Origin of the sequence: Pseudomonas sp. Bc-h (assembly GCF_002080045.1) — a bacterium.
GTDB lineage: Bacteria > Pseudomonadota > Gammaproteobacteria > Pseudomonadales > Pseudomonadaceae > Aquipseudomonas.
Genome location: NZ_MUIN01000011.1, coordinates 45,175 through 65,138, shown reverse-complemented (window position 1 = coordinate 65,138; position 19,964 = coordinate 45,175). Strand labels below are relative to the sequence as shown.

General features: G+C 60.6%; 13 protein-coding genes, 4 tRNA genes and 1 pseudogene. 9 read left to right on the top strand and 9 right to left on the bottom strand.

The genetic code is table 11. The features are described 5' to 3' along the window. Nucleotides 1–81: 81 nt before the first annotated feature. From BWR59_RS20595 to BWR59_RS20580, 4 genes are all read left to right on the top strand, one after another. A tRNA-Glu gene (locus BWR59_RS20595) sits at nucleotides 82–157 on the top strand. 2 nt (nucleotides 158–159) lie between these two features. Beyond that, nucleotides 160–235 (top strand) — tRNA-Gly (locus BWR59_RS20590). 113 nt (nucleotides 236–348) lie between these two features. Further along, nucleotides 349–424: transfer RNA gene (locus BWR59_RS20585), tRNA-Glu, on the top strand. Between the two features lie 4 nt (nucleotides 425–428). Then, a tRNA-Gly gene (locus tag BWR59_RS20580) sits at nucleotides 429–504 on the top strand. A 183-nt stretch (nucleotides 505–687) separates the two neighbouring features. Here BWR59_RS20580 and BWR59_RS20575 read toward each other — a convergent pair. The 4 genes from BWR59_RS20575 to BWR59_RS20560 all read right to left on the bottom strand — a co-directional run bounded on the left by BWR59_RS20575 (nucleotide 688) and on the right by BWR59_RS20560 (nucleotide 8,282). Then, entirely contained in the window at nucleotides 688–4,779 is a 4,092-nt protein-coding gene (locus BWR59_RS20575; protein WP_081567482.1) for a DEAD/DEAH box helicase, read from the bottom strand. Nucleotides 4,780–4,921: 142 nt separating this feature from the next. Next, entirely contained in the window at nucleotides 4,922–5,932 is a 1,011-nt protein-coding gene (locus tag BWR59_RS20570; protein WP_081567481.1) for an ABC transporter substrate-binding protein, read from the bottom strand. 164 nt (nucleotides 5,933–6,096) lie between these two features. After that, nucleotides 6,097–7,677 (bottom strand): rhodanese-related sulfurtransferase, encoded by a 1,581-nt coding sequence (locus tag BWR59_RS20565; RefSeq protein ID WP_081567480.1) that lies wholly within the window; start codon nucleotides 7,675–7,677, stop codon nucleotides 6,097–6,099. Further along, nucleotides 7,674–8,282 carry a cysteine dioxygenase gene (locus BWR59_RS20560; RefSeq protein ID WP_081567479.1) on the bottom strand — a complete coding sequence of 203 codons (609 nt, stop codon included), beginning with the start codon at nucleotides 8,280–8,282 and terminating at the stop codon, nucleotides 7,674–7,676. Before BWR59_RS20560 ends, BWR59_RS20565 begins: the two co-directional genes overlap by 4 nt. A gap of 191 nt (nucleotides 8,283–8,473) precedes the next feature. On the opposite strand from BWR59_RS20560, the gene BWR59_RS20555 reads away from it, so the two are divergent. Further along, nucleotides 8,474–9,379, top strand: coding sequence for a LysR family transcriptional regulator (locus BWR59_RS20555; protein ID WP_081567478.1), 906 nt, complete (start codon nucleotides 8,474–8,476; stop codon nucleotides 9,377–9,379). A gap of 109 nt (nucleotides 9,380–9,488) precedes the next feature. On the opposite strand, the gene BWR59_RS20550 is transcribed toward BWR59_RS20555, so the two are convergent. From BWR59_RS20550 to BWR59_RS20535, 4 genes are all read right to left on the bottom strand, one after another. After that, on the bottom strand, nucleotides 9,489–10,577 hold the full coding sequence (locus tag BWR59_RS20550) for an LLM class flavin-dependent oxidoreductase (RefSeq protein ID WP_081567477.1): 1,089 nt from the start codon (nucleotides 10,575–10,577) through the stop codon (nucleotides 9,489–9,491). Nucleotides 10,578–10,824: 247 nt separating this feature from the next. Continuing rightward, on the bottom strand, nucleotides 10,825–11,235 hold the full coding sequence (locus tag BWR59_RS20545) for a PA2817 family protein (protein ID WP_081567476.1): 411 nt from the start codon (nucleotides 11,233–11,235) through the stop codon (nucleotides 10,825–10,827). Nucleotides 11,236–11,356: 121 nt separating this feature from the next. Next, nucleotides 11,357–11,560: a hypothetical protein gene (locus BWR59_RS20540; protein ID WP_081567475.1), complete on the bottom strand. Its 204-nt coding sequence runs from the start codon at nucleotides 11,558–11,560 to the stop codon at nucleotides 11,357–11,359. A 211-nt stretch (nucleotides 11,561–11,771) separates the two neighbouring features. Continuing rightward, complete coding sequence (locus BWR59_RS20535) at nucleotides 11,772–14,216, bottom strand: acyl-CoA dehydrogenase (protein WP_081567474.1); 2,445 nt, start codon at nucleotides 14,214–14,216, stop codon at nucleotides 11,772–11,774. A gap of 234 nt (nucleotides 14,217–14,450) precedes the next feature. On the opposite strand from BWR59_RS20535, the gene BWR59_RS20530 reads away from it, so the two are divergent. From BWR59_RS20530 to BWR59_RS20520, 3 genes are all read left to right on the top strand, one after another. Beyond that, nucleotides 14,451–15,074 (top strand): glutathione S-transferase, encoded by a 624-nt coding sequence (locus BWR59_RS20530; protein WP_081567473.1) that lies wholly within the window; start codon nucleotides 14,451–14,453, stop codon nucleotides 15,072–15,074. A gap of 203 nt (nucleotides 15,075–15,277) precedes the next feature. Beyond that, nucleotides 15,278–16,210 (top strand): ABC transporter ATP-binding protein, encoded by a 933-nt coding sequence (locus BWR59_RS20525; protein ID WP_081567472.1) that lies wholly within the window; start codon nucleotides 15,278–15,280, stop codon nucleotides 16,208–16,210. Next, nucleotides 16,207–16,986 carry an ABC transporter permease gene (locus tag BWR59_RS20520; RefSeq protein ID WP_081567471.1) on the top strand — a complete coding sequence of 260 codons (780 nt, stop codon included), beginning with the start codon at nucleotides 16,207–16,209 and terminating at the stop codon, nucleotides 16,984–16,986. Before BWR59_RS20525 ends, BWR59_RS20520 begins: the two co-directional genes overlap by 4 nt. Before the next feature lie 84 nt (nucleotides 16,987–17,070). On the opposite strand, the gene BWR59_RS20515 is transcribed toward BWR59_RS20520, so the two are convergent. After that, nucleotides 17,071–17,586 carry a DUF2062 domain-containing protein gene (locus BWR59_RS20515; protein ID WP_081567470.1) on the bottom strand — a complete coding sequence of 172 codons (516 nt, stop codon included), beginning with the start codon at nucleotides 17,584–17,586 and terminating at the stop codon, nucleotides 17,071–17,073. Between the two features lie 154 nt (nucleotides 17,587–17,740). Here BWR59_RS20515 and BWR59_RS20510 point away from each other — a divergent pair. Further along, nucleotides 17,741–19,954, top strand: a pseudogene (locus BWR59_RS20510) (DNA internalization-related competence protein ComEC/Rec2); the annotation flags it as partial. Between the last annotated feature and the right edge of the window lie 10 nt (nucleotides 19,955–19,964).

The window sequence follows — 19,964 nt, the reverse complement described above, 5'->3', positions numbered from 1 at the left end:
TCTCCAACCATCCATAGAATGCGCGCCACTTGCAGCGTAAAGCACACAGCGAAGCGCAGCAGGGAGTGAATGTTGTAGCGTGTCCCCTTCGTCTAGTGGCCTAGGACACCGCCCTTTCACGGCGGTAACAGGGGTTCGAGTCCCCTAGGGGACGCCAATGCGGGAATAGCTCAGTTGGTAGAGCACGACCTTGCCAAGGTCGGGGTCGCGAGTTCGAGTCTCGTTTCCCGCTCCAATTTTAAGCAGTTTCGCTCCGGGTTCAACCTGAAGCGAGGCTGAGTGAAACCAGGAAGCATCTTCGGATGTGTTTCTGGAACTGAAACACAACACCATGGTGTTTCAGGCAGTGTCCCCTTCGTCTAGTGGCCTAGGACACCGCCCTTTCACGGCGGTAACAGGGGTTCGAGTCCCCTAGGGGACGCCATATTGCGGGAATAGCTCAGTTGGTAGAGCACGACCTTGCCAAGGTCGGGGTCGCGAGTTCGAGTCTCGTTTCCCGCTCCAAATTTACGAAAACGCCGCTCACCAGAGCGGCGTTTTTGTTTGTGCGCGTTTTATTGGCGCTGTGGGCGTCAAGCGTTACGTGCACCAAATTGCCCAGTAGCAGCACGGCAAGCCGTACTGCCACAGAATCGGGCCCACCTGTTATCCCATGAGCAGCTTCAACTACCCCCTGAGCAACTTCAACTATCCCTTGAGCAGCTTCAACAGCGCATCAGCATCCAGCTTCGCGCTGATCTCTCCGCCGTCCAGCAGGCTGTCAGCCAGGTCGCGCTTGCGCCCATGCAGCGCGACGATCTGTTCTTCGATGCTGTTTTCCGTCACCAACCGATAGATGGTCACGGGTCGTTGCTGGCCCATGCGGTGAGCACGGTCGCTCGCCTGGTCTTCCACGGCCGGGTTCCACCAAGGGTCGAGGTGGATCACATAGTCCGCTGCGGTCAGATTGAGGCCGCTGCCGCCAGCCTTGAGGCTGATCAGGAATATATCGCCGACGCCGGCCTGGAAGGCCTCCACCCGCTTTTGCCGCTCCTTGGGTGGTGTCGAGCCGTCAAGGTACTGATAGGCGATGCCCTGCTGATCGAGCCATGCGCGCACGATGCTCAAGTGGTCGACGAACTGGCTGAACACCAACGCCTTGTGACGGTTCTCCAGCAATTCGCCAACGATTTCGGTGAACGCCTGCAACTTGCTGCTTTGTAGCGTCGATCCCGGCAGGACCAACGAGGGGTGACAGCAGAAGCGTCGCAACCGCGTAATCTCCGCCAGCACCTGCATGGATTTGACCGCCTGTGGATCGACGCGGGAAAGGTTGTCGACGGCCTGCTGACGCAGGGCTTCGTACTGGTGGGCTTCCTCGGCCGACAACGGGATCTTGTAGGTGATCTCGGTCCGCGCCGGCAGCTCTTCCAGTACCTGGCTTTTCAGGCGGCGAAGGATGAACGGCTGGATCAGCGCCTTGAGTGCCCGTCGTGCTGGCACGTCACCTTGCTCGATGGGCGTCGCGAAGCGGTTGGCGAAGCTGTCCTGACTGCCGAGCAGGCCGGGATTGATGAAGCGGAACAGGTTCCACAACTCACCCAAGTGGTTCTCCAGTGGCGTGCCCGTGGCGACCATGCGGAAATCCGCCTCCAGTGCCATGACCGTTTGCGAACGTTTGGTCTGGGCGTTCTTGATCGCCTGGGCTTCGTCCAGTACCACGCTGGTCCAGCGATGGGCGGTGAAGGCTGCCGTGTCCTGTTGCAGGAGGCCATAGCTGACAACGACCAGATCGCCCGGACCGAGGTCCTCCAGGCTGCGCTGTTGCTGGTAAAGCCGCAACTTGAGCCCCGGTGCGAAACGCGCGCTTTCGGCCTGCCAGTTGAGCGTGACCGATGTCGGAGCCACCACCAGTTGCGGGCCAGAAGCGGCGCGCTGCAACAGCAGGGCCAGCGTCTGTACGGTCTTGCCCAGGCCCATGTCATCCGCCAGGCAGGCGCCGACACCCCATTGCGCAAGGCGCGCCAGCCAGACGAAACCGTCGTGCTGGTAATCGCGCAGCTCGGCTTGCAGGGCGCGTGGAACCTGGGGCTGGTAGGTCCGCAGGGATTCCAGCTTTTCAAGGTGGGCCTGCCAACCCGCGTCTGCCTCGAATTCGCCGACCTCCTGCTGAAGGCTCGACAGCAGCGGTGACGTGAGGTGGCTCAGGCGCAGCCCCTGCTCGTTGACTCGGTCAGCCAGGTGCGCCAGCTCATCGAGTCGTTTGCGCAGGTTGTCGTCGAGCGCCAGCCAGTCGCGCTCGTTGAGCTTGAGGAAGCGACCGGGACTGGCCTTGAGCAGCTCCATCAATTGCCGCATTTCCAGGACCTTGCCGTTATCAAGGGTGAGATTGCCTTGCAGGACGAACCAGTCCCCCTGTTGGCGAAGCCCCAGTTTGAGCTGCGTCAGGCCGCGGCGCCCCTGAATCCGCATGCGTTCGCCTTCCGGCCACACGCAATGAAGCTGTTCACCGTCCAGCGCGTGCAGCTCACTGAGCAATTGCAAGGCGTGTTGGGGTTCGTCCAGTTGCCATTCGTGGCCGTCATGTTCGGCGTAAGCGAGGCCCGGGCAACTGTGCAGCACTTGCTGCAGCGAGTGTCGTTCGCCGTCCAGATCGCGAGTGATCTGCAGTGGCTTGCCATCGCGCTCGCCGAGCAGGTTTTCCGCGCCCTGGCCTGGTCGGAACCAGCTGCCATCGGCCAGCGGACGTACCAGCAATTGCAGACGCACGCCTTCGGCCAGCGGAAGCAGGTGAGCATACAGGCGGGTGTCCGCAGGCTCTCGGTCGAGGTGGCCTGTGAGTTCGGGAATGTCCGAGTGGATCGGCAGAAGCGGGGCGATGGCGCTCACCGCTTCGATCAACTGATCCTTGGCCGATGCAGGGACGCTCAGGCCCTTACCGACAATATTGGCTATTTTGCGCAGTTCCCGACTGATCGAATAAACCAGCAGGCGGGTCGGCGTTTCTTTTTGCACGAACACATCATCCGCGCCGTGAACGCCTTCAGGCTCCAGTTGCAGACGAATCTGCCCGGCTGACGACTGAAGGTTCAAAGATGCCTGACCCGCCTGCAAATCGATTCGCACATCCGGCGCGTCATCCCAATACAGCGCCGGATGTCCGACCAGTCGCGGCATCGCCAGGCCGAACGGCAGTTCGTAATCAACACTGCCGTAGTGATAGTGGCTGGCCACAATGGAGGCGATTGTCTGGCGATCCTGTTCGCAGAGAAAGTCCATGAGCGTGCTGTCTTCAACCAGGCGTTTGAGCGCTACTGCCCGCCCTTTGCTCCATTGGCCTTTGGAGTTGCGCTTCTGCTCGCGGGGTTCGGCCTTTCGCGTATATCTGCCGATGGAAATCAGCCAGGCCAGACGGGTGTTTTTCTCGTCGACGGCAGGGGCCGCCACTACCTTGCCGGGCCGCAGTTGCGTCAGCGCATTGAGCGCGTGTTCCCACGCCTCCTGGCGGTGACAGAGTGCGACCAGCGGTTGCAGGTCGGCGCTCAGATGCACGTCGGCGAACTTCCGGGGCACGCCGAATTGGGTGGCAATCAGTGCGTCGAATTCCGCTGCCAGCCAGGCGTAGCCATCGCGGTCGAGTTGTTCGCGGTAATCTTCGAGCGTGGTGTGCCATTTTTCCTGGCGCGCCTGTGGTGCATCCAGCCAGTACAGGGTGAGGGCGGTCAGCAAGCCATCCAGACCATTCACAGTGCCGGGCAAATGAGACGGTGACAGCGAAGACTTCGCTCCCTGCAATTGTTCGAGCAGATGGGGCAGCAGGTTGTAAGCGGGGCCGTAGCCCTCCTTGATGCCCAGCGTAATGGCCTGCTTCAACTGCGCATGTTGTTTGGGATCGTTCTCCGCAATCAGCGCCAGACAGTAAAGCGCGTTGAGCACTGGCGGCAGGTCGATCTTGCGCTTCTTGGTCAGCCGGCGCATGTCGCTCATCCACTTGCGCACGAACAACAGCGTGTCGTTCACCTGACCACGCACCAGCAAATGGATGGGCTGTTGCAGGAACTCAAGGTCGTCTGAACCCAGATACTGAAGCGTGACCCAGTCACCGCGCCACAGCGCTTGAAGCGATAGCTCCACGGCCAGTGCACGGCTCGGCTGGCGCTGCATCTCGCGCAATGCCAGTTCGTAACTGTGGGTGGCAGGCCCCAGCAGGGTATTGACCAGGTTCAGGTGGTCCTCTACCAATAGCACTCGCAGTTCGTCATTAAGCGCTGCGAGAAACTCCCGGCCCTCGTGGTCACTTTGCAGTTGCTGCATGGGATGCGAGGCGGGGGAGTCCGAGTGGATGAAAATGTACGATGCCTGTTGCAGCGAGTACGCCACTGCACCCGTATCGTCACTGAGCAGGTACAGCCACAGGTCTTGCAATATTCGTGATCGGGCAGGTGTCTGCCACGCGCTGAGGGGGGGCAACCCATCTTTTATTTCGTGCAGCCATTGCTCACGGTCAGACGATCTCAACAGACTCAGCAAGACCTGATTTCGCCGCGCCGGCGCGACGCTGAGATACTGCGCCTCGGGGCGCTTTTCAAGCACCACCCAATCCGCCTGCTTCAACCACTCGAGCATCTCGGTCAGCGTCTCGTTGTCGACCGTTTCACCGTGCGAGTCAGGCACGCCCATCGTGCGCAGGAGTTTGAGCAGCGACGTTTTGCCTTTGCCTGGGAACGATGTCACCAACCCATACAAGACCCCCAGACAGTTATCCGGCAGGGAGTCGAAAATAGGGGGCTGGACGGGCATTCGGGACCTCTTCACGGGGCGCCAGCACAAGACAAGGGAATCTCATCGCGCGGCGAAGGCCGCATTTTTCACGAGACTGCCTGGCTTGTCGACCTTCCCTCGTGCTTCGGCCCTTCGTCCTGAGCCGATCAACGAGCCTCGCTCAGCGCGATGCCTGGGACGCGCCATGCTCTGCGGCTTGTTCGGCGGCCAGGCGAATAGCATTGAAATCCGGATCGAAGCCGTACGAAACATCAACGTGTTTATTCAGGATGCCTTCGCGCTCATAGATGTCGGCGGTGTTCTGCAGGCCTTTGATCACGCTGTCATCGATGCTCACGCGCTCCATTTTCGTGTCCTTGTTGATCGCCAGATGCACGTCCAGCGACAGGCCGGTGACTTTGGTCTGAGCGGCTGCATATTCATTGGGATGGGCGTTGACCCAGCGATAGGCGCGATCCAGGCGCACGACGAAGTCATCCAGTTGTACGCGTTTTTCAGCGATGGCTTTGCTGGTGGCGGCGACGTAGGAGTGGTTGGTCAACAGGTCCGGGCCGTTTGGCAGAATACGCGCGCCGCTCTGGGTGGCGACCGTGGTGTACGGCGCCCAGGTGGCCCAGGCATCGGCATCGCCATTATCGAGGATCAGCCGCGATTCGCTCGGCAACAGGTAGACGAAATGGACGTCACTGGTTTTCAGGCCGGCTTCGTTGAGGGCACGAATCGCCAGGTAATGTCCGATAGAACCGCGACCGGTGACGATGCGTTTGCCCTTGAGGTCGGCCACGGATTTGACCGGTGAGTCATCATGGACGATCAGCGCTGTGGTGTAACGGCCGTTTACGTGCGTGATGCTGATCACCTTCAACGAAGCGCCAGCGCCCAGCGCAAACACGTAAGGCGCATCGCCCAGCGCGCCGACATCGACCGCGCCTGCGTTGAGCGCTTCACCCAAGGGTGAGGCGGACGGGAACTCCGAGAATTTGATTTCGTAGGGCACGTCTTTCAGTTCGCCGGAGACGTCCAGCAGCACCTTCAGCGCAGATTTCTGGTTGGCGACGAGCAAGGGTTGCAGTGGTTCTGCTGCCAGGCTGTATTGGCCGAGCGAAAGGAAGAACAGCGTGCCGAGCAGCAGGCGTTTTGTACGTGAAAGATTCGAATAAAGTGCGGGCATGCAGATATGTCTCCAGGCAAAGGAAAAGGGGCAAGGCCTCCGCCTGGAGAAGGGGTCGGCAATCAATGGCAGGGTGTCTCAATCGGTAGCAGTCCGGTTTGCCGGCGGTGGCGTGCTCAAGATCGCTGCCACCGGCAAGCCGTGCGGCTACCGGGTGCATCCATTCAGATCACGTAAAACCCGTGGGTCCCGTCGCGCCCAAGTTGTTCGACCAGACCAAACTCCCAATCGAGATAGGCCTGCATCGCTTCCCTTGGCGCATCGGTGCCCTCGTAAGGGCGCCGATAGCGGTCGATGCGCGGAGAGGCGAGGTGGGTTTCGCCGGTTTCCAGTTCAAACCCTGCGGCTACCCAACTGGCGGTGCCGTCGTTGAGCAGGAAAACCGGTTTGCCGGTCAGGGCCTCGACTTCGGGCGCCGCCAGACGCGCCAGTTTGCTGCTGCCACAGGTCAGCACGTAGCGCTCGGCGGCGGGGATTTTGCGCAGCGCGTTGGACAGGTCCGCGCGCAACGTCCACCAGGCTCCCGGAATATGCTGCTTTACATAGTTGGCGCTGGCGGTGAAATCCAGCACGGCCACGCCGCCATGCTGCTGCCATTGGCGCAGGGTCTCGGCGCTGATTTCCTCCACTTGCCAGGGTGTCGGCGCAGGGGCATTCCAGGGCCCGGTTTCGGTGAAGTCTCGCGGCTTGAGATCGTCGATCACGAACACTTCCCAGCCGAGTTGGGCGAGCCAGGACGCTGACATGTTGGCGCGCACGCCGTCGTCATCCACCAAGGCGATCCGTGCACCGCGCACGCTGGCGTAGTGATCGGTTTCCTGGACCAATTGCCCGCCCGGTGTTGACCGCGCCCCCGGCAAATGACCGGCTTCAAATTCTTCAGGTGTGCGCACATCGAACAGATAAGTCGTGCGTTTGCTGTCCGTCTGCCAGGCTTGCAAGTCCGCGCGAGTGGCGCGCTTGACCCTGGCGCTGTCGGCGACCTTGCGTGCGTCCGCGCGGGCAGTTTCCAGGGTTTTGTCGCTGACAACGGGGAAGCGTCGTGCCTGGCCGTGGTCCAGCGTCTGCCCGGCGAGCAGCCAGCCGATCGTGCCGTTGCGCAGCGCGGAAATCGGGTTCGGCAGACCGGCGTTGACCAGTGATTGGGTGCCGATGATGCTGCGCGTGCGCCCGGCGCAATTGACGATGATTCGGGTCTTGGGGTCAGGCGCCAGTTCCCGCGCACGCAACACCAGTTCGGCGCCCGGCACGCTGACGCCGGTGGGAATGCTCATGGTCTGGTATTCGTCGAAACGGCGGGCATCGAGCACCACCACGTCGGCCTTGCTGTCGAGCAGTTGCTTCACGTCCTCCGCTGCCAGCGACGGAGTATGGCGGTGATGCTCGACCAGTTCGCCAAAGGCCTTGCTCGGGACGTTGACGTCGATGAACAACTCGCCCCCAGCGTCGCGCCAACCCTGCAAGCCACCTTCGAGCAGCTTCACGTCGCTGTAGCCCAGAGACGACAGGCGCTCGAAAGCGATGTGCGCCAACCCCTCGCCATTGTCATAGAGGGTGATCGCGGTGTCGCGGCGCGGGATCCGTGAAAACACCTCCAGTTCCAGTTTCGACAGGGGGATGTTGGCAGCGAACAAAGGGTGAGCTTCGGCGAAGGGCGCTTCTTCGCGCACGTCTACCAGCGCCACTTCCTCGCGGGCGAGCAGGGCAGTGCGAATGTCGGCAAACGATCGTGTGCGTGTGGTCATTGGGCTTGGTTCTCTTTGGACAGGTCCCAGATGTTCGGGAGATAGGCGTTCGAATAGCCGGAAATAAACAGTTTCTCGCTGCCGTCGGGTTGGTAGACGGCGCGCTTCACCGCGCCGATGTTGGCGCCGTAGACATGAATGCTGATTGACACCTGGTCACTGAAGGCATTGCTGACCTGGTGAATATCGTTGCTGCGTGGTGACAGGGCTTCGACATGACCGGGTTCGAGGCGAATCGCGGAGCCTTCCTTTTCCAGTCGACCTTGTTCGGTGCGTGCAAAGCCTTGCGAGTATTCGGCGCCGCGCAACATGCCGATCAGACCCCAGACTCGGTGGTCGTGAATCGGCGTGCTCTGACCCGGCCCCCAGACAAAACTGACAACCGAAAAGCGCTGCCGTGAATCGGCATGCAGCAGAAATTGCTGGTAACGGGTCGGGTCAGGAATGGCAAACTCGTCGGGCAGCCAGTCGTCATGGCGCACCAGTTGCCCCAGCAGTTTGCCGCCGCGATGCAGCAGATCGCTTTCAGCCGGATGGCTGTCGATCAGTTCGGCCAGCGCGCCGATGAAAGCCCGCAGGCGTTCGGGGTGTCGAGTCTGTGTCATGTCGGATCCGTGGCTGGGATGAGTCACCAATATAAGCATAATGCGAACGGTTAATATGCTATTTATTGATGATTAGGTTATAACGAAAAGGCATTTGATAACCGTCAGGCAGGTTGCCGGGGTATCCACTGGCGGCGATTGGAATTATGCTTTTTGCCTATCTTGCTTACCTTTTTACATGTGCCTTGCGAATGAAAATAGATGATATCGATGCCTTCGTGGCGGTGATTCGCTGCCAGTCCATCAGCCATGCCGCTGAGTCGCTTGACCTTACGCAACCGGCGATAACCCGTCGTGTTCAAAACTTCGAGCAGGCGTTGGGCGTCGAGCTGTTCGACCGTAATACCAAGCCGCTGAAGCCGACGCCAATGGGCTTGCAGGTCTATCAGAAGTGTCTGGCGATCCTGCGGGAAATGGATTCGTTGCGCGAACTGGTCGCCAGCGATACACCGCCAAGCGGTCTGCTGCGCCTAGGCGTGCCACAGACGATTGGCGACGTCGTGCTGCTGGATGCGCTCAAGCATCTGCGCGGCCAGTTCCCGGACTTGCGGGCTCAGGTCGTCACGGGGTGGGGCAGCCACCTGATCGGCAAAATCGAGAACGGCGAGTTGGACGCGGCAGCGGCGTTGTTTCCTGCGGGCAAGATTTTCCCTGAAGGCATCGTCGGCGAATCCATCGGCAAGATGGAACTGGTGGTGGTGTGCGCCAAGGACCGGTTGCCAAAGAAAGCGGTCAAGCTGGCGGATTGTTATGAACAGGGTTTTGTTCTGAACCCTGACGGCTGCGGGTTTCGCGCCGGGCTGCAACGCACGCTGGTCGATCAGGGCCTGAACCTGAAAGTCAATCTGGAAACCTTCGGCACCGAGTTGCAACTGGGACTGGTGGCCGATGGCATGGGATTGGGCCTGGTGCCGCGGCCGTTGCTCGAACGCAGTACGCATCGGGATTTGCTGGCGGTCATGCCGCTCAAGGACTTCAAGCCGATCATGGACCTGTGGCTGATCTATCCGCGTTTCCTCGGGAATCTGCAGGCGCCGGTGGCTGCGTTCGGCAAACTCGTCGCCGATGCGCTGAAGCAGCAGCGGGAGGCGGCCTAAAGACTTACGCTGCTCTCTTTAGCAGAACGGCTTGCCGGCGGTGGCGATCTTGAAGTCATGGCCGCCGGCAAGCTGTGCTGCTGCAGAAGTCCTCATGCAGTCTTATCCCTCATGCGACCTTTTCACGCTTCTCCTGCTCACGTCTTGCGACCAACTCCCGAGTCAGCGGAATCAGCTTCCTGCCGTAATCGATCGCATCGTCCAGCGGATCGAACCCACGGATCAGGAACGTAGTGATCCCCAGATCGTAGTAATCGAGCAGCGCTTCTGCGACCTGCTCGGCGGTGCCCACCAATGAAGTCGAATTGCCTTTGGCACCCAGCAGCCCGGCGATGCCGGTCCACAGGCGTTTGTCCAGACGCGCACCTTTGGCAGCGGCCTCCAGAAGGCGTCTGGAACCTTCGTTCGGCGGTTCGCGACGTTCGACTCCCGAGGCCTGTGCCAGGGCTTTGGCGCGTTCAAGAATGCTGTCGGCGCGGGCCCAGGCCTGTTCTTCGGTGTCTGCCAGAATCGGCCGCAACGACAGACTGAAGCGCACCGTGCGCCCGTGCTTCGCGGCTTCGGCGCGAACCTGTTTGACGATATCCCTGACCTGCTCGTAGGTCTCGCCCCACAAGGCGTAGACATCAGCGTGTTTACCCGCAACCTGAATGGCCGCCTGAGACGCGCCGCCGAAATACAACGGAATGTGTGGTTGTTGCGGCGACTTGACCAGCGAATGTGCGCCTTCGAACCGGTAATACGTGCCTTCATGATCGAACGGCTTGTCGGCGGTCCATTCCTGGCGCACCACGCTGAGGTACTCATCGGTGCGGGCGTAGCGCTCGTCCTTGCCAATGAAGCTGCCGTCTGCGCACAGCTCCTGATCGTCGCCACCGGTGATAATGTGCACGGCCGTTCGGCCACCGTTGAACACATCCAGCGTTGCGAATTGCCTGGCGGCAACCGTGGGGGCGATGAAGCCCGGCCGATGGGCGATGAGGAATTTCAGTTGGCTGGTAACGCTGGCGGCGTACGAGGCGACGAAAGCGCTGTCCGGGCTGTTGGAGTGATAGGCCACGAGCGCGCGATCGAAGCCGGCCTCTTCGTGAGCGCGGGCGACCTTTGCGACGTATTCAGGCTGAATCGTCGGGCCGCTGCGGGGGTGGATTTCCGAGCCGGGTTGAGTGGCGATGTAACCGATGAATTCGACGCTCATTGACCATTCCTTGTGTTGTAAAGATGACTGGGCGCGGAGCATTCGCGCTGGCGCAAGTCAGCAACATAGGGGGATGTGGCGAGCGTGTGAAATTCGATTTGGCGCTAAGCTAATTATAAAAATAATGCATGTAGTGTTTCATCGGATATGAAACAACTGTAGCGGTGCCGCTTGCCGGCGATGGTGATTCCAGATACGCCACCGCCGGCAAGCCGCGCTGTTACAAAGGCTGCTTCAACGAACGGGCTTAGTGTCTCGGTCCGTCCTGCCCCATCGACAGCAGTTGCTTCTCCTGATCCCAGTCGAACGGCTCTTCGTTCTCCTCGGCTTCGAAGCGGCGCTCTTCCAGCGCGGTGTACAGATCGATTTCTTCGTCGGGCATGAAGTGCAGGCAGTCGCCCCCGAAGTACCAGAGCAGGTCGCGCGGCACCAGATGGGCGATCTGCGGATAACGCTGGATCACCTGGCAGAGCAGGTCCTGACCCAGATACTGGCTTTCGATCGGCTCGACCGGCAGCAGCATCATCAGCTCGTCATAGCGTTCGAGAAACAGGGCATGGCTTTCTTCGGGAACCTGTTCGGCTTCACCGAGCGCCACCAGAATGCCGCGCAGATGCGTCAGCAGGTTGAGAGTGCGGTCGAGATTGGCGTCGGCCATGATGAGGTCCTCAGAGACAAAAAAACAGGCGCGCGAGTATAGATCTCCGCACTGTTGACCGATACCCCAATGAGGACTGGTGGTCGACAGAGCGACATGCGTCTGTCGACCGAGGATCTGGTCAGTGCCACAAACCTGCCAGATAACGATGCCCGGCTTCGGTCAGTGCAAGGTGGGAAAAAGTGCGGTCGGGACTCGGTTGGCGAGTGATGAAGCCGATGAGCAGAAGGGTTTGCAGGGTCGGTGAGGGTTTGCCGCTCCGAAGGTCCTCCCCCGAGGCGATTTCAGCGAGCAGGCAGCGATGAGTCATGCGGTGATCGATCATGATGCGTCCCCTTGGTGTTTTCTTGTTGTTATCGGGGAGTGTAGGACAGTCTTCGGGGATGTGCAGGCTAGAGCGGTGTTTCTGAGGTTGGCGTTGCCCAACGCTACACATTCTGTAGCAGCACGGCTTGCCGACGGTGACGTCCTTGAGATCGTCACCGCCAGCAAGCCGTGCTGCTACAGAGGATGTTGCATCGCGCTTCGTGCGTGGTTCAGCGGACTCTTCCTTCAGCCGCCTTCAGTTCTTCCTTATCAAAATCATCCACATCGATGACCTTGCGCCGTGCCGCTTCAGCCGCGCGCAATTTTTCGGCTTCGGCGGGCTGCAATACGCCCGCGTTCATCGCGGCATCGATCACGTGCTCTCCACCCGCCGCTTTGACCTGGCCGCTCTTGAGCCCGTGATGCAGTTTGCCGTGCAGGGTTTTCGCCCCGCTCAGCAGGTCTGCCGCATGTTGCAGCGCGCCCACCGGATCGCTTTCCGATGTCGGGCGATAGCAACCGGCGAGTACCGATTCCAGCGCCGGATCGCCCTTGGCACGACCGATGATTTCGGCAACTTGCGCGTCGAGCGCGTCCGAGGGGCCTTTGTGACGGCGACCCAGCGGGAACACGATCACCCGCAAAAGCCCGCCGAGAATCCGGTTCGGGAAGTTGCTCAGCAGCTCATCCAGTGCTCGTTCCGATTCACCCAACGCTTCTTCCATGGACCAGCGAAACAGCGGCGCCAGCGCCTCGGGATAATCCAGGTCGTGATAACGCTTGAGCGCGGCCGATGCCAGGTACATGTGGCTCAGCACATCGCCGAGCCGCGCCGACAGTCGTTCCCGGCGCTTCAACTCGCCGCCGAGCAGCATCATGCTCAAATCCGCGAGCATGGCGAAGGCGGCGGCCTGACGATTGAGGGCGCGGAAATAGCCTTGGCTCAGACGATCGCCGGGCATCGTTTCGAAATGTCCGAACCCGAGATTGAGCACCAGCGTGCTCGCGGCATTGCGCACCGCGAAACCGATGTGTTGCAGCAGTAAGTCGTCGAATTCCACCACCGCGCGATCATGGTCTTCGCGCCCGGCCAGAGCCATTTCCTTGAGCACGAAAGGATGGCAACGGATGGCGCCCTGACCGAAAATCATCAGGTTGCGCGACAGAATGTTCGCGCCTTCCACGGTGATGAAAATCGGCGCGCCTTGCCATGAGCGGCCCAAATAGTTGTTCGGGCCCATGATGATGCCCTTGCCGCCATGCACGTCCATCGCGTGGGTGATGCACTCACGGCCACGCTCGGTGAGGTGGTACTTGAGAATGGCCGACAGCACCGACGGCTTCTCGCCAAGGTCCACCGCGTTGGCCGTCAACATGCGCGCGCTGTCCATCAGCCAGGCATTGCCGCCGATGCGCGCCAGAGATTCCTGAATGCCTTCGAAGGCGGCCAGAGGCACATTGAACTGCTCGCGAATCTGCGTGTACTGGCCGGTGACCAGGCTGGTGTATTTGGCGGCGCCGGTGCCGACGGCAGGCAGCGAAATCGAACGGCCGACGGACAGGCAATTCATCAGCATCATCCAGCCTTTGCCGAGCATGTCCTGACCGCCGATCAGGTACTCCAGCGGAATGAATACGTCTTTGCCCGAGTTGGGGCCGTTCATGAACGCGGCGCCCAGCGGCAGATGGCGACGTCCGATCTCCACGCCCGGTGTATCGGTAGGAATCAACGCCAGGCTGATGCCCAGATCCTCTTCTTCGCCCAACAGATGCTCGGGGTCGAATGCCTTGAACGCCAGGCCGAGCAAGGTCGCGACCGGGCCAAGGGTGATGTAGCGTTTTTCCCAGTTCAGGCGCAGACCGATCACTTCCTCGCCTTGCCACTGGCCTTTGCAGATGATCCCGGTGTCGGGCATCGCGCCAGCGTCGGAGCCTGCCAGTGGGCCGGTCAGCGCGAAGCAAGGAATGTCGTCGCCACGGGCCAGACGAGGCAGGTAGTGGTTGCGCTGCTCATCGGTGCCGTAATGCAGCAGCAGTTCTGCCGGGCCGAGCGAGTTGGGGACCATGACGGTGGAGGCCAGATCGCCGCTGCGGGTCGCCAGCTTCATCGCCACCTGTGAGTGGGCGTAGGCCGAGAAGCCTTTGCCGCCAAACTCTTTGGGGATGATCAGGGCGAAGAAGCCGTGTTCCTTGATATGCGCCCAGGCTTCGGGCGGCAGATCCATCGCCTGACCGATTTCCCAGTCGCTGACCATCGCGCAGAGTTCTTCGGTCGGGCCGTCGATAAAGGCCTGCTCTTCGTCGGTGAGCTGGCTTTTCGGATAGCTCAGCAGGGTGTTCCAGTCAGGGCGTCCGCTGAACAGCTCGCCGTCCCACCAGACCGTACCGGCGTCGATGGCGTCGCGCTCGGTTTCCGACATGGGCGGTAATACTTTCTGGAACCAGGCGAAGATCGGCGCACTGAAATATTTGCGGCGCAGGTCGGGCAACGCCAGCGGCAGTGCCACGGCCAGCCACAGTGCCCAGGGAATGATCATCCAGCCGTGGGCGTGACTCAGCGCACCCATCGCCAGCAGATAAACCGCGACAATCCCCAGTGCAGGGAAGGGGGCGACACGCCGATGGGCCAGCCAGGCCACGCCGATCACCAGAACCAGAATCCACAACAACAGCATAAGAAGCCCTCCATGAGGATGGCGAAAATGGGCGCCATCGAGCGCGCGGGCAACGGCTCTGGCCCGCGCATCGATAGTGACCCCACACCGTGATGGGAGTTCGGGGGCTGGCCGATGCGCGTGAAGTTGTGGCTCGAATACCCGCTTCTCGGAGTAGACTGTTGGCCCGCAGGCATATGCCACTAATTCCGTCGTTTAACGGACAGTGTTATCGCGCACAGGAGAACAAGAACCATGTTGAAGATCTGGGGCCGCAAGAATTCGTCCAACGTTCGCAAGGCGTTGTGGGTCGCAGAAGAGTTGGGGCTGGAATACGAGGCGATCAACGCCGGTGGCGCCTTCGGGGTCAACGACCAGCCTGAGTACCTGGCCAGGAACCCAAACGGCGTGGTGCCGATGATCGAAGACGGCGATTTCGTGTTGTGGGAATCCAATACCATCGTTCGCTATCTGGCCGCGCAATACGCGCCGGATTCGACGCTGTGTCCGAGCAGTGCAAAAGCCCGCGCCGAGCAGGACAAGTGGATGGACTGGACCACCTCGACTTTTGCGGTTCCGTTCAAGACCGTGTTCTGGGGTGTGTTGCGCACACCTGCCGAGCAGCAGGACTGGGCGCAGATCAATGCCGCGAAAGCCACCATCGAAGGCATGCTGCGCATCGTCGACAAGACGCTGTCCACGCAGCCTTATCTGTCCGGAAACGAATTCGGCATGGGCGACATCCCGCTGGGCAGCTTCATCTATGCCTGGTTCGAAATGCCGATTGAACGCACGGACCTGCCTCACCTCAAAGCCTGGTACGAGCGTCTGCAACAGCGTCCGGCCTACCGGACTGCAGTGATGACTGCGCTGACCTGAAGCTGACAGCGTTAGATTAATAACTACTATCAATAGACTTCGCTGTACTTGCGCGGCGTCGGCAAGCAACATTGCTGGCAGCGCCGCGTTTGCAACCGATTGTTTCAACGACGGCGGATTGTCAGCTTCCCTCTCGGTGAGGCGTTCACGCTTTTTGTATTCGTCGACTTTTCCTTTTTCCTTTTATTGGTGTGTTTTCAGTCATGAGTTCAGCTCTGTCCATCCGGCAGCTAACCAAGACCTACGGCAACGGTTTCCAGGCCCTCAAGGGTATCGATCTGGACGTCGCCGAGGGTGATTTCTTCGCTTTGCTCGGCCCCAACGGTGCCGGCAAATCCACGACCATCGGCATCATCTCGACCCTGGTCAACAAGACCACGGGGACGGTGAACATCTTCGGCCACGACCTGGATCGCAATCCGGCGCAACTCAAGCGCTCGATCGGCGTGGTGCCGCAGGAGTTCAACTTCAACCAGTTCGAAAAGACCTTCGACATCGTGGTGACTCAGGCCGGTTACTACGGCATCCCGCCGAAGATCGCCAAGGAGCGCGCCGAGCAGTACCTGACCCAACTGGGCCTGTGGGACAAACGCGGCGTGCCTTCGCGCTCGCTGTCCGGTGGCATGAAACGTCGATTGATGATCGCCCGCGCGCTGATTCACGAGCCGCGTCTGCTGATCCTCGACGAACCGACTGCAGGCGTCGATATCGAGCTGCGCCGTTCGATGTGGACCTTCCTCACCGAGCTGAACGAGAAAGGCATCACCATCATCCTCACCACGCATTACCTGGAAGAGGCTGAGCAGCTGTGCCGCAACATCGGCATCATCGATCACGGCACCATCATCGAAAACACCGGCATGAAGACGCTGCTCAACAAGCTGCATGTCGAGACCTTCCTGCTGGACCTCAAGGACCCGATGCAAGTCGCACCGCAACTGACGGGCTACCCGTCGCGGCTGGTGGATAACCACACGCTGGAAGTGCAAGTGGACAAGACCATCGGCATCACCGCGCTGTTCGGCCAACTGGCGTTGCAGAACGTTCAGGTCCTGAGCCTGCGCAATAAAACCAATCGCCTCGAGGAGCTGTTCGTGGGTCTGGTCGAAAAGAATCTGTCGAAGGTGGCGGTATGAGTTCGGAGCTGCGCCCCAACCTGATCGCCTTGAACACCATCGTTTATCGCGAAGTTCGACGCTTCATGCGGATCTGGCCGCAAACGCTGCTGCCGCCGGCGATCACCATGGTTCTGTATTTCGTGATCTTCGGTAACCTGATCGGCCGTCAGATCGGCGATATGGGTGGCTTCACCTACATGCAGTACATCGTGCCGGGCCTGATCATGATGTCGGTGATCACCAACTCCTACGGCAACGTGGTCTCCAGCTTCTTCGGCGCCAAGTTCCAGCGCTCGGTGGAAGAGTTGATGGTGTCGCCGGTTTCGCCGCACACGATCCTGATCGGCTTTACCCTGGGCGGCATGCTGCGCGGACTGATGGTCGGCGTTATCGTGACGATCCTGTCGATGTTCTTCACCGATCTGCAGGTGCATCATCTGGGTGTGACTGTCGTGGTGGTGGTGCTGACGGCGACGATTTTCTCGCTGCTGGGCTTCATCAACGCCGTGTTCGCACGCAACTTCGATGATATCTCGATCATCCCCACCTTCGTGCTCACGCCGCTGACCTACCTGGGCGGGGTGTTCTACTCGATCAACCTGCTGCCGCCGTTCTGGCAGACCGTGTCGCTGGCCAACCCGGTGCTGCACATGGTCAACGCCTTCCGCTTCGGGATTCTCGGCGTGTCGGACATCAAGATCAGCATCGCCCTGGGGTTCATGATCGTGGCGACCATCGTCCTGTATCTGGGCTGTGCACGGTTGTTGGTGAGTGGCAGAGGGATGCGGCAGTAATGCTGCCCCTGTAGCAGCACGGCTTGCCGGCGGTGGCGCCATTACATCGCTAACGCCGGCAAGCCGGATGGCTACAAGAGTCCGTCATCCCCGCTTCGCCTTGCGCCGCCGCCACTGTCGCCCCACCCACCAGCGCCAGTACGCCATCGTGCCGAAATACCCCGCCAGTCCCAGCACAACCCCCGCCACGACCGAACCCAGCAAGAACGGCTGCAACAGCGTCGACAATTGTCCGCTGATCCAGTCCCAGCTCAACTCGTCCGGAAAACTGCGCGGCGGCAGTCCCATCAGCAGCGCGCCGATCTTGTAGGTGCAATAGAACACAGGCGGCATCGTCAGCGGGTTGGTCAGCCAGCACAGGCTGACCGCGATCGGCATGTTTGCGCGTACCCATATCGCCAGCAGCGCAGCCAGCAACATCTGCAGCGGCATGGGCATCAGCGCGGCGAACAGACCGATGCCCATGGCGCGCGCAACCGAGTGGCGATTCAAGTGCCAGAGGTTCGGGTCGTGCAGCAGTTTGCCAAGAAAGCGTAAGGATTTGTGTTCCCGGATGCTGTTCGGATCGGGCATGTATCGCTTGATCAGGTGGCGTGGCATACAGGAAATCCGGGGCTTTGGCGGGAAAAGTCGGGCAAGTATGCATGGATAGTGAAGGATAGAAATTCAGACATTGTGACAATTAATAAATGTGCTTCTCGGTCGGTGGGCTAAGCCATGAAGGTGAATTTCATCTGCCGACAGGGAAAGCCTTATGCGCACAGGGATGCTGGCGCTTGCAATGGGACTGCTGGTCCTGCGCTTTTTGCCGGTTTTACCGCCGGTCTGGTTGATGCTGATCATGCCCGTGGTGGCACTGATGCTGTTGCCGTTTCGAACCTTTCCTATGGCTTTCTTCCTGTTGGGCTTGACCTGGGCCAGTGTGTCGGCCAAGTCGGCGCTGGATGATCGCCTGCCTGAAAAACTCGACGGCCAGACGCTCTGGCTGGAAGGCAAGGTGGTGGGGCTGCCGAATAACGTCGATGGCGTGGTGCGGTTTCAGCTCGAAGACGCCGTATCGCGGCGCACGCTTTTACCTGGGCGGATTCGCATTGCCTGGTACGCCGGCCCCGAAGTGCGGAGCGGGGAGAGATGGCGGCTCGCGGTGAAGCTCAAGCGTCCCGGCGGGTTGGCGAATCCGGGCGCTTTTGACTACGAGGCCTGGTTGCTCGCCCAGCGCATTGGCGCGACCGGCACTGTGGTGGATGGGACGCTGCTTAAACCGGCCGTCTCGGCGTGGCGCGACGATATACGTCAGCGTCTGCTTTCCGTCGACGCCTATGGAAGGGAAGGCGGGCTGACGGCGTTGGTACTTGGAGACGATTCAGGGCTGAGCCCGGCTGACTGGCAAATTCTGCAGGACACCGGCACCGTGCATTTGCTGGTGATTTCCGGCACCCACGTCGGACTGCTCGCCGGCTTGTTGTATGGATTGGTCGCTGGCCTAGCTCGGTGGGGGCTCTGGCCGCGAGTCTTGCCGTGGTTGCCGTCGGCCTGTGTGTTGGCATTCTCCGGGGCGCTGGCCTACGGGTTCCTCGCCGGTATCGAGGTCCCGGTGCAACGCGCCTGCGTGATGCTGGGGCTGGTGCTGTTGTGGCGCCTGCGATTTCGCCATCTGGGCGTGGTCTGGCCCTTTTTGATTGCGGTGAATATGGTGTTGATCGCCGAGCCGCTGATCAGCCTGCGCCCAGGGTTCTGGCTGTCCTTTGTCGCGGTGGCGATCCTCATGCTGATTTTCGGCGGACGTCTGGGCGCCTGGAGCTGGCTGCAAAGCTGGTCGCGGGCTCAGTGGCTCATCGCGCTCGGGTTGTTGCCAGTGCTGCTGGCGCTGAACCTGCCGGTGAGCCTGAGCGGCCCGTTGGTCAATCTGTTCGCGGTGCCCTGGGTCAGCATTTTCATCCTGCCATTGGCGCTTTTTGGCACGCTCCTTCTGGGCATTGCGCCGATTGGCGAGAGCTTGCTCTGGCTAGCCGGGTTCTCCATGGACGGGTTGTTTCGCTGCCTTGCGTGGATGGCCGACGCAGCGCCGGCCTGGACCGGACCTGCCGTGCCGTCCTGGGTCTGGCCATTGAGCCTGCTTGGCGCTTCGCTTCTTTTATTACCCAAAGGCATTGCGCTGCGCCCGTTGGGATGGCCCCTGCTGTTGCTGTGCATTTTTCCCCCACAGAAGAGTATTCCTGTGGGGCAGGTCGAAGCCATGCAACTGGATGTAGGACAGGGGTTGGCGATTCTGCTGCGAACCCGTGAACACACGCTGTTATATGACGCTGGCCCCCGCTTCGGGGAATTCGACATTGGCGAGCGGGTGGTGCTGCCGGCAATTCGCCGAGCCGGAATTTCCCATCTCGACCTGATGGTCCTCAGTCACGCCGATGCCGATCACGCCGGTGGCGCTCCGGCTATCCAGCAAGCGCTGCCCGTGACGAGGGTTCTGGGTGGCGATGTCGGGCGAATGCCCCTCGAGTTGTCCGTCGAGTCCTGTCGCAACGGCGAAACCTGGACCTGGGATGAGGTGAAATTTACCACCTGGATCTGGGAGCAAGCCGCAGAAGGCAATCAGGCGTCCTGTGTGCTGGCGGTACAAGCCAATGGTGAGCGTCTGTTGCTGACGGGCGATATCGACGTTCCTGCCGAGCGTGCGATGCTGGCGCAGGGCTTCGATCTCCGGGCCGACTGGCTGCAGTCGCCGCATCATGGCAGCCGCAGTTCATCGTCGCAGTTGTTTCTGCGAGCCGTTGCTCCGCGGGGAGTGTTGATTTCCCGTGGGCGCAACAATGCCTTTGGCCATCCGCATCCGCTGGTGATGTCACGGTACCGCTTTCTTGGGTACGAGATTCACGACAGCGCTGAGTTGGGTGCTATCACCTTGCAATTGGGAACCTTCGCTGGGGTCGAGGCCGAACGTGGGATTCGACGCTTCTGGCGTGAGTGAAATGGCC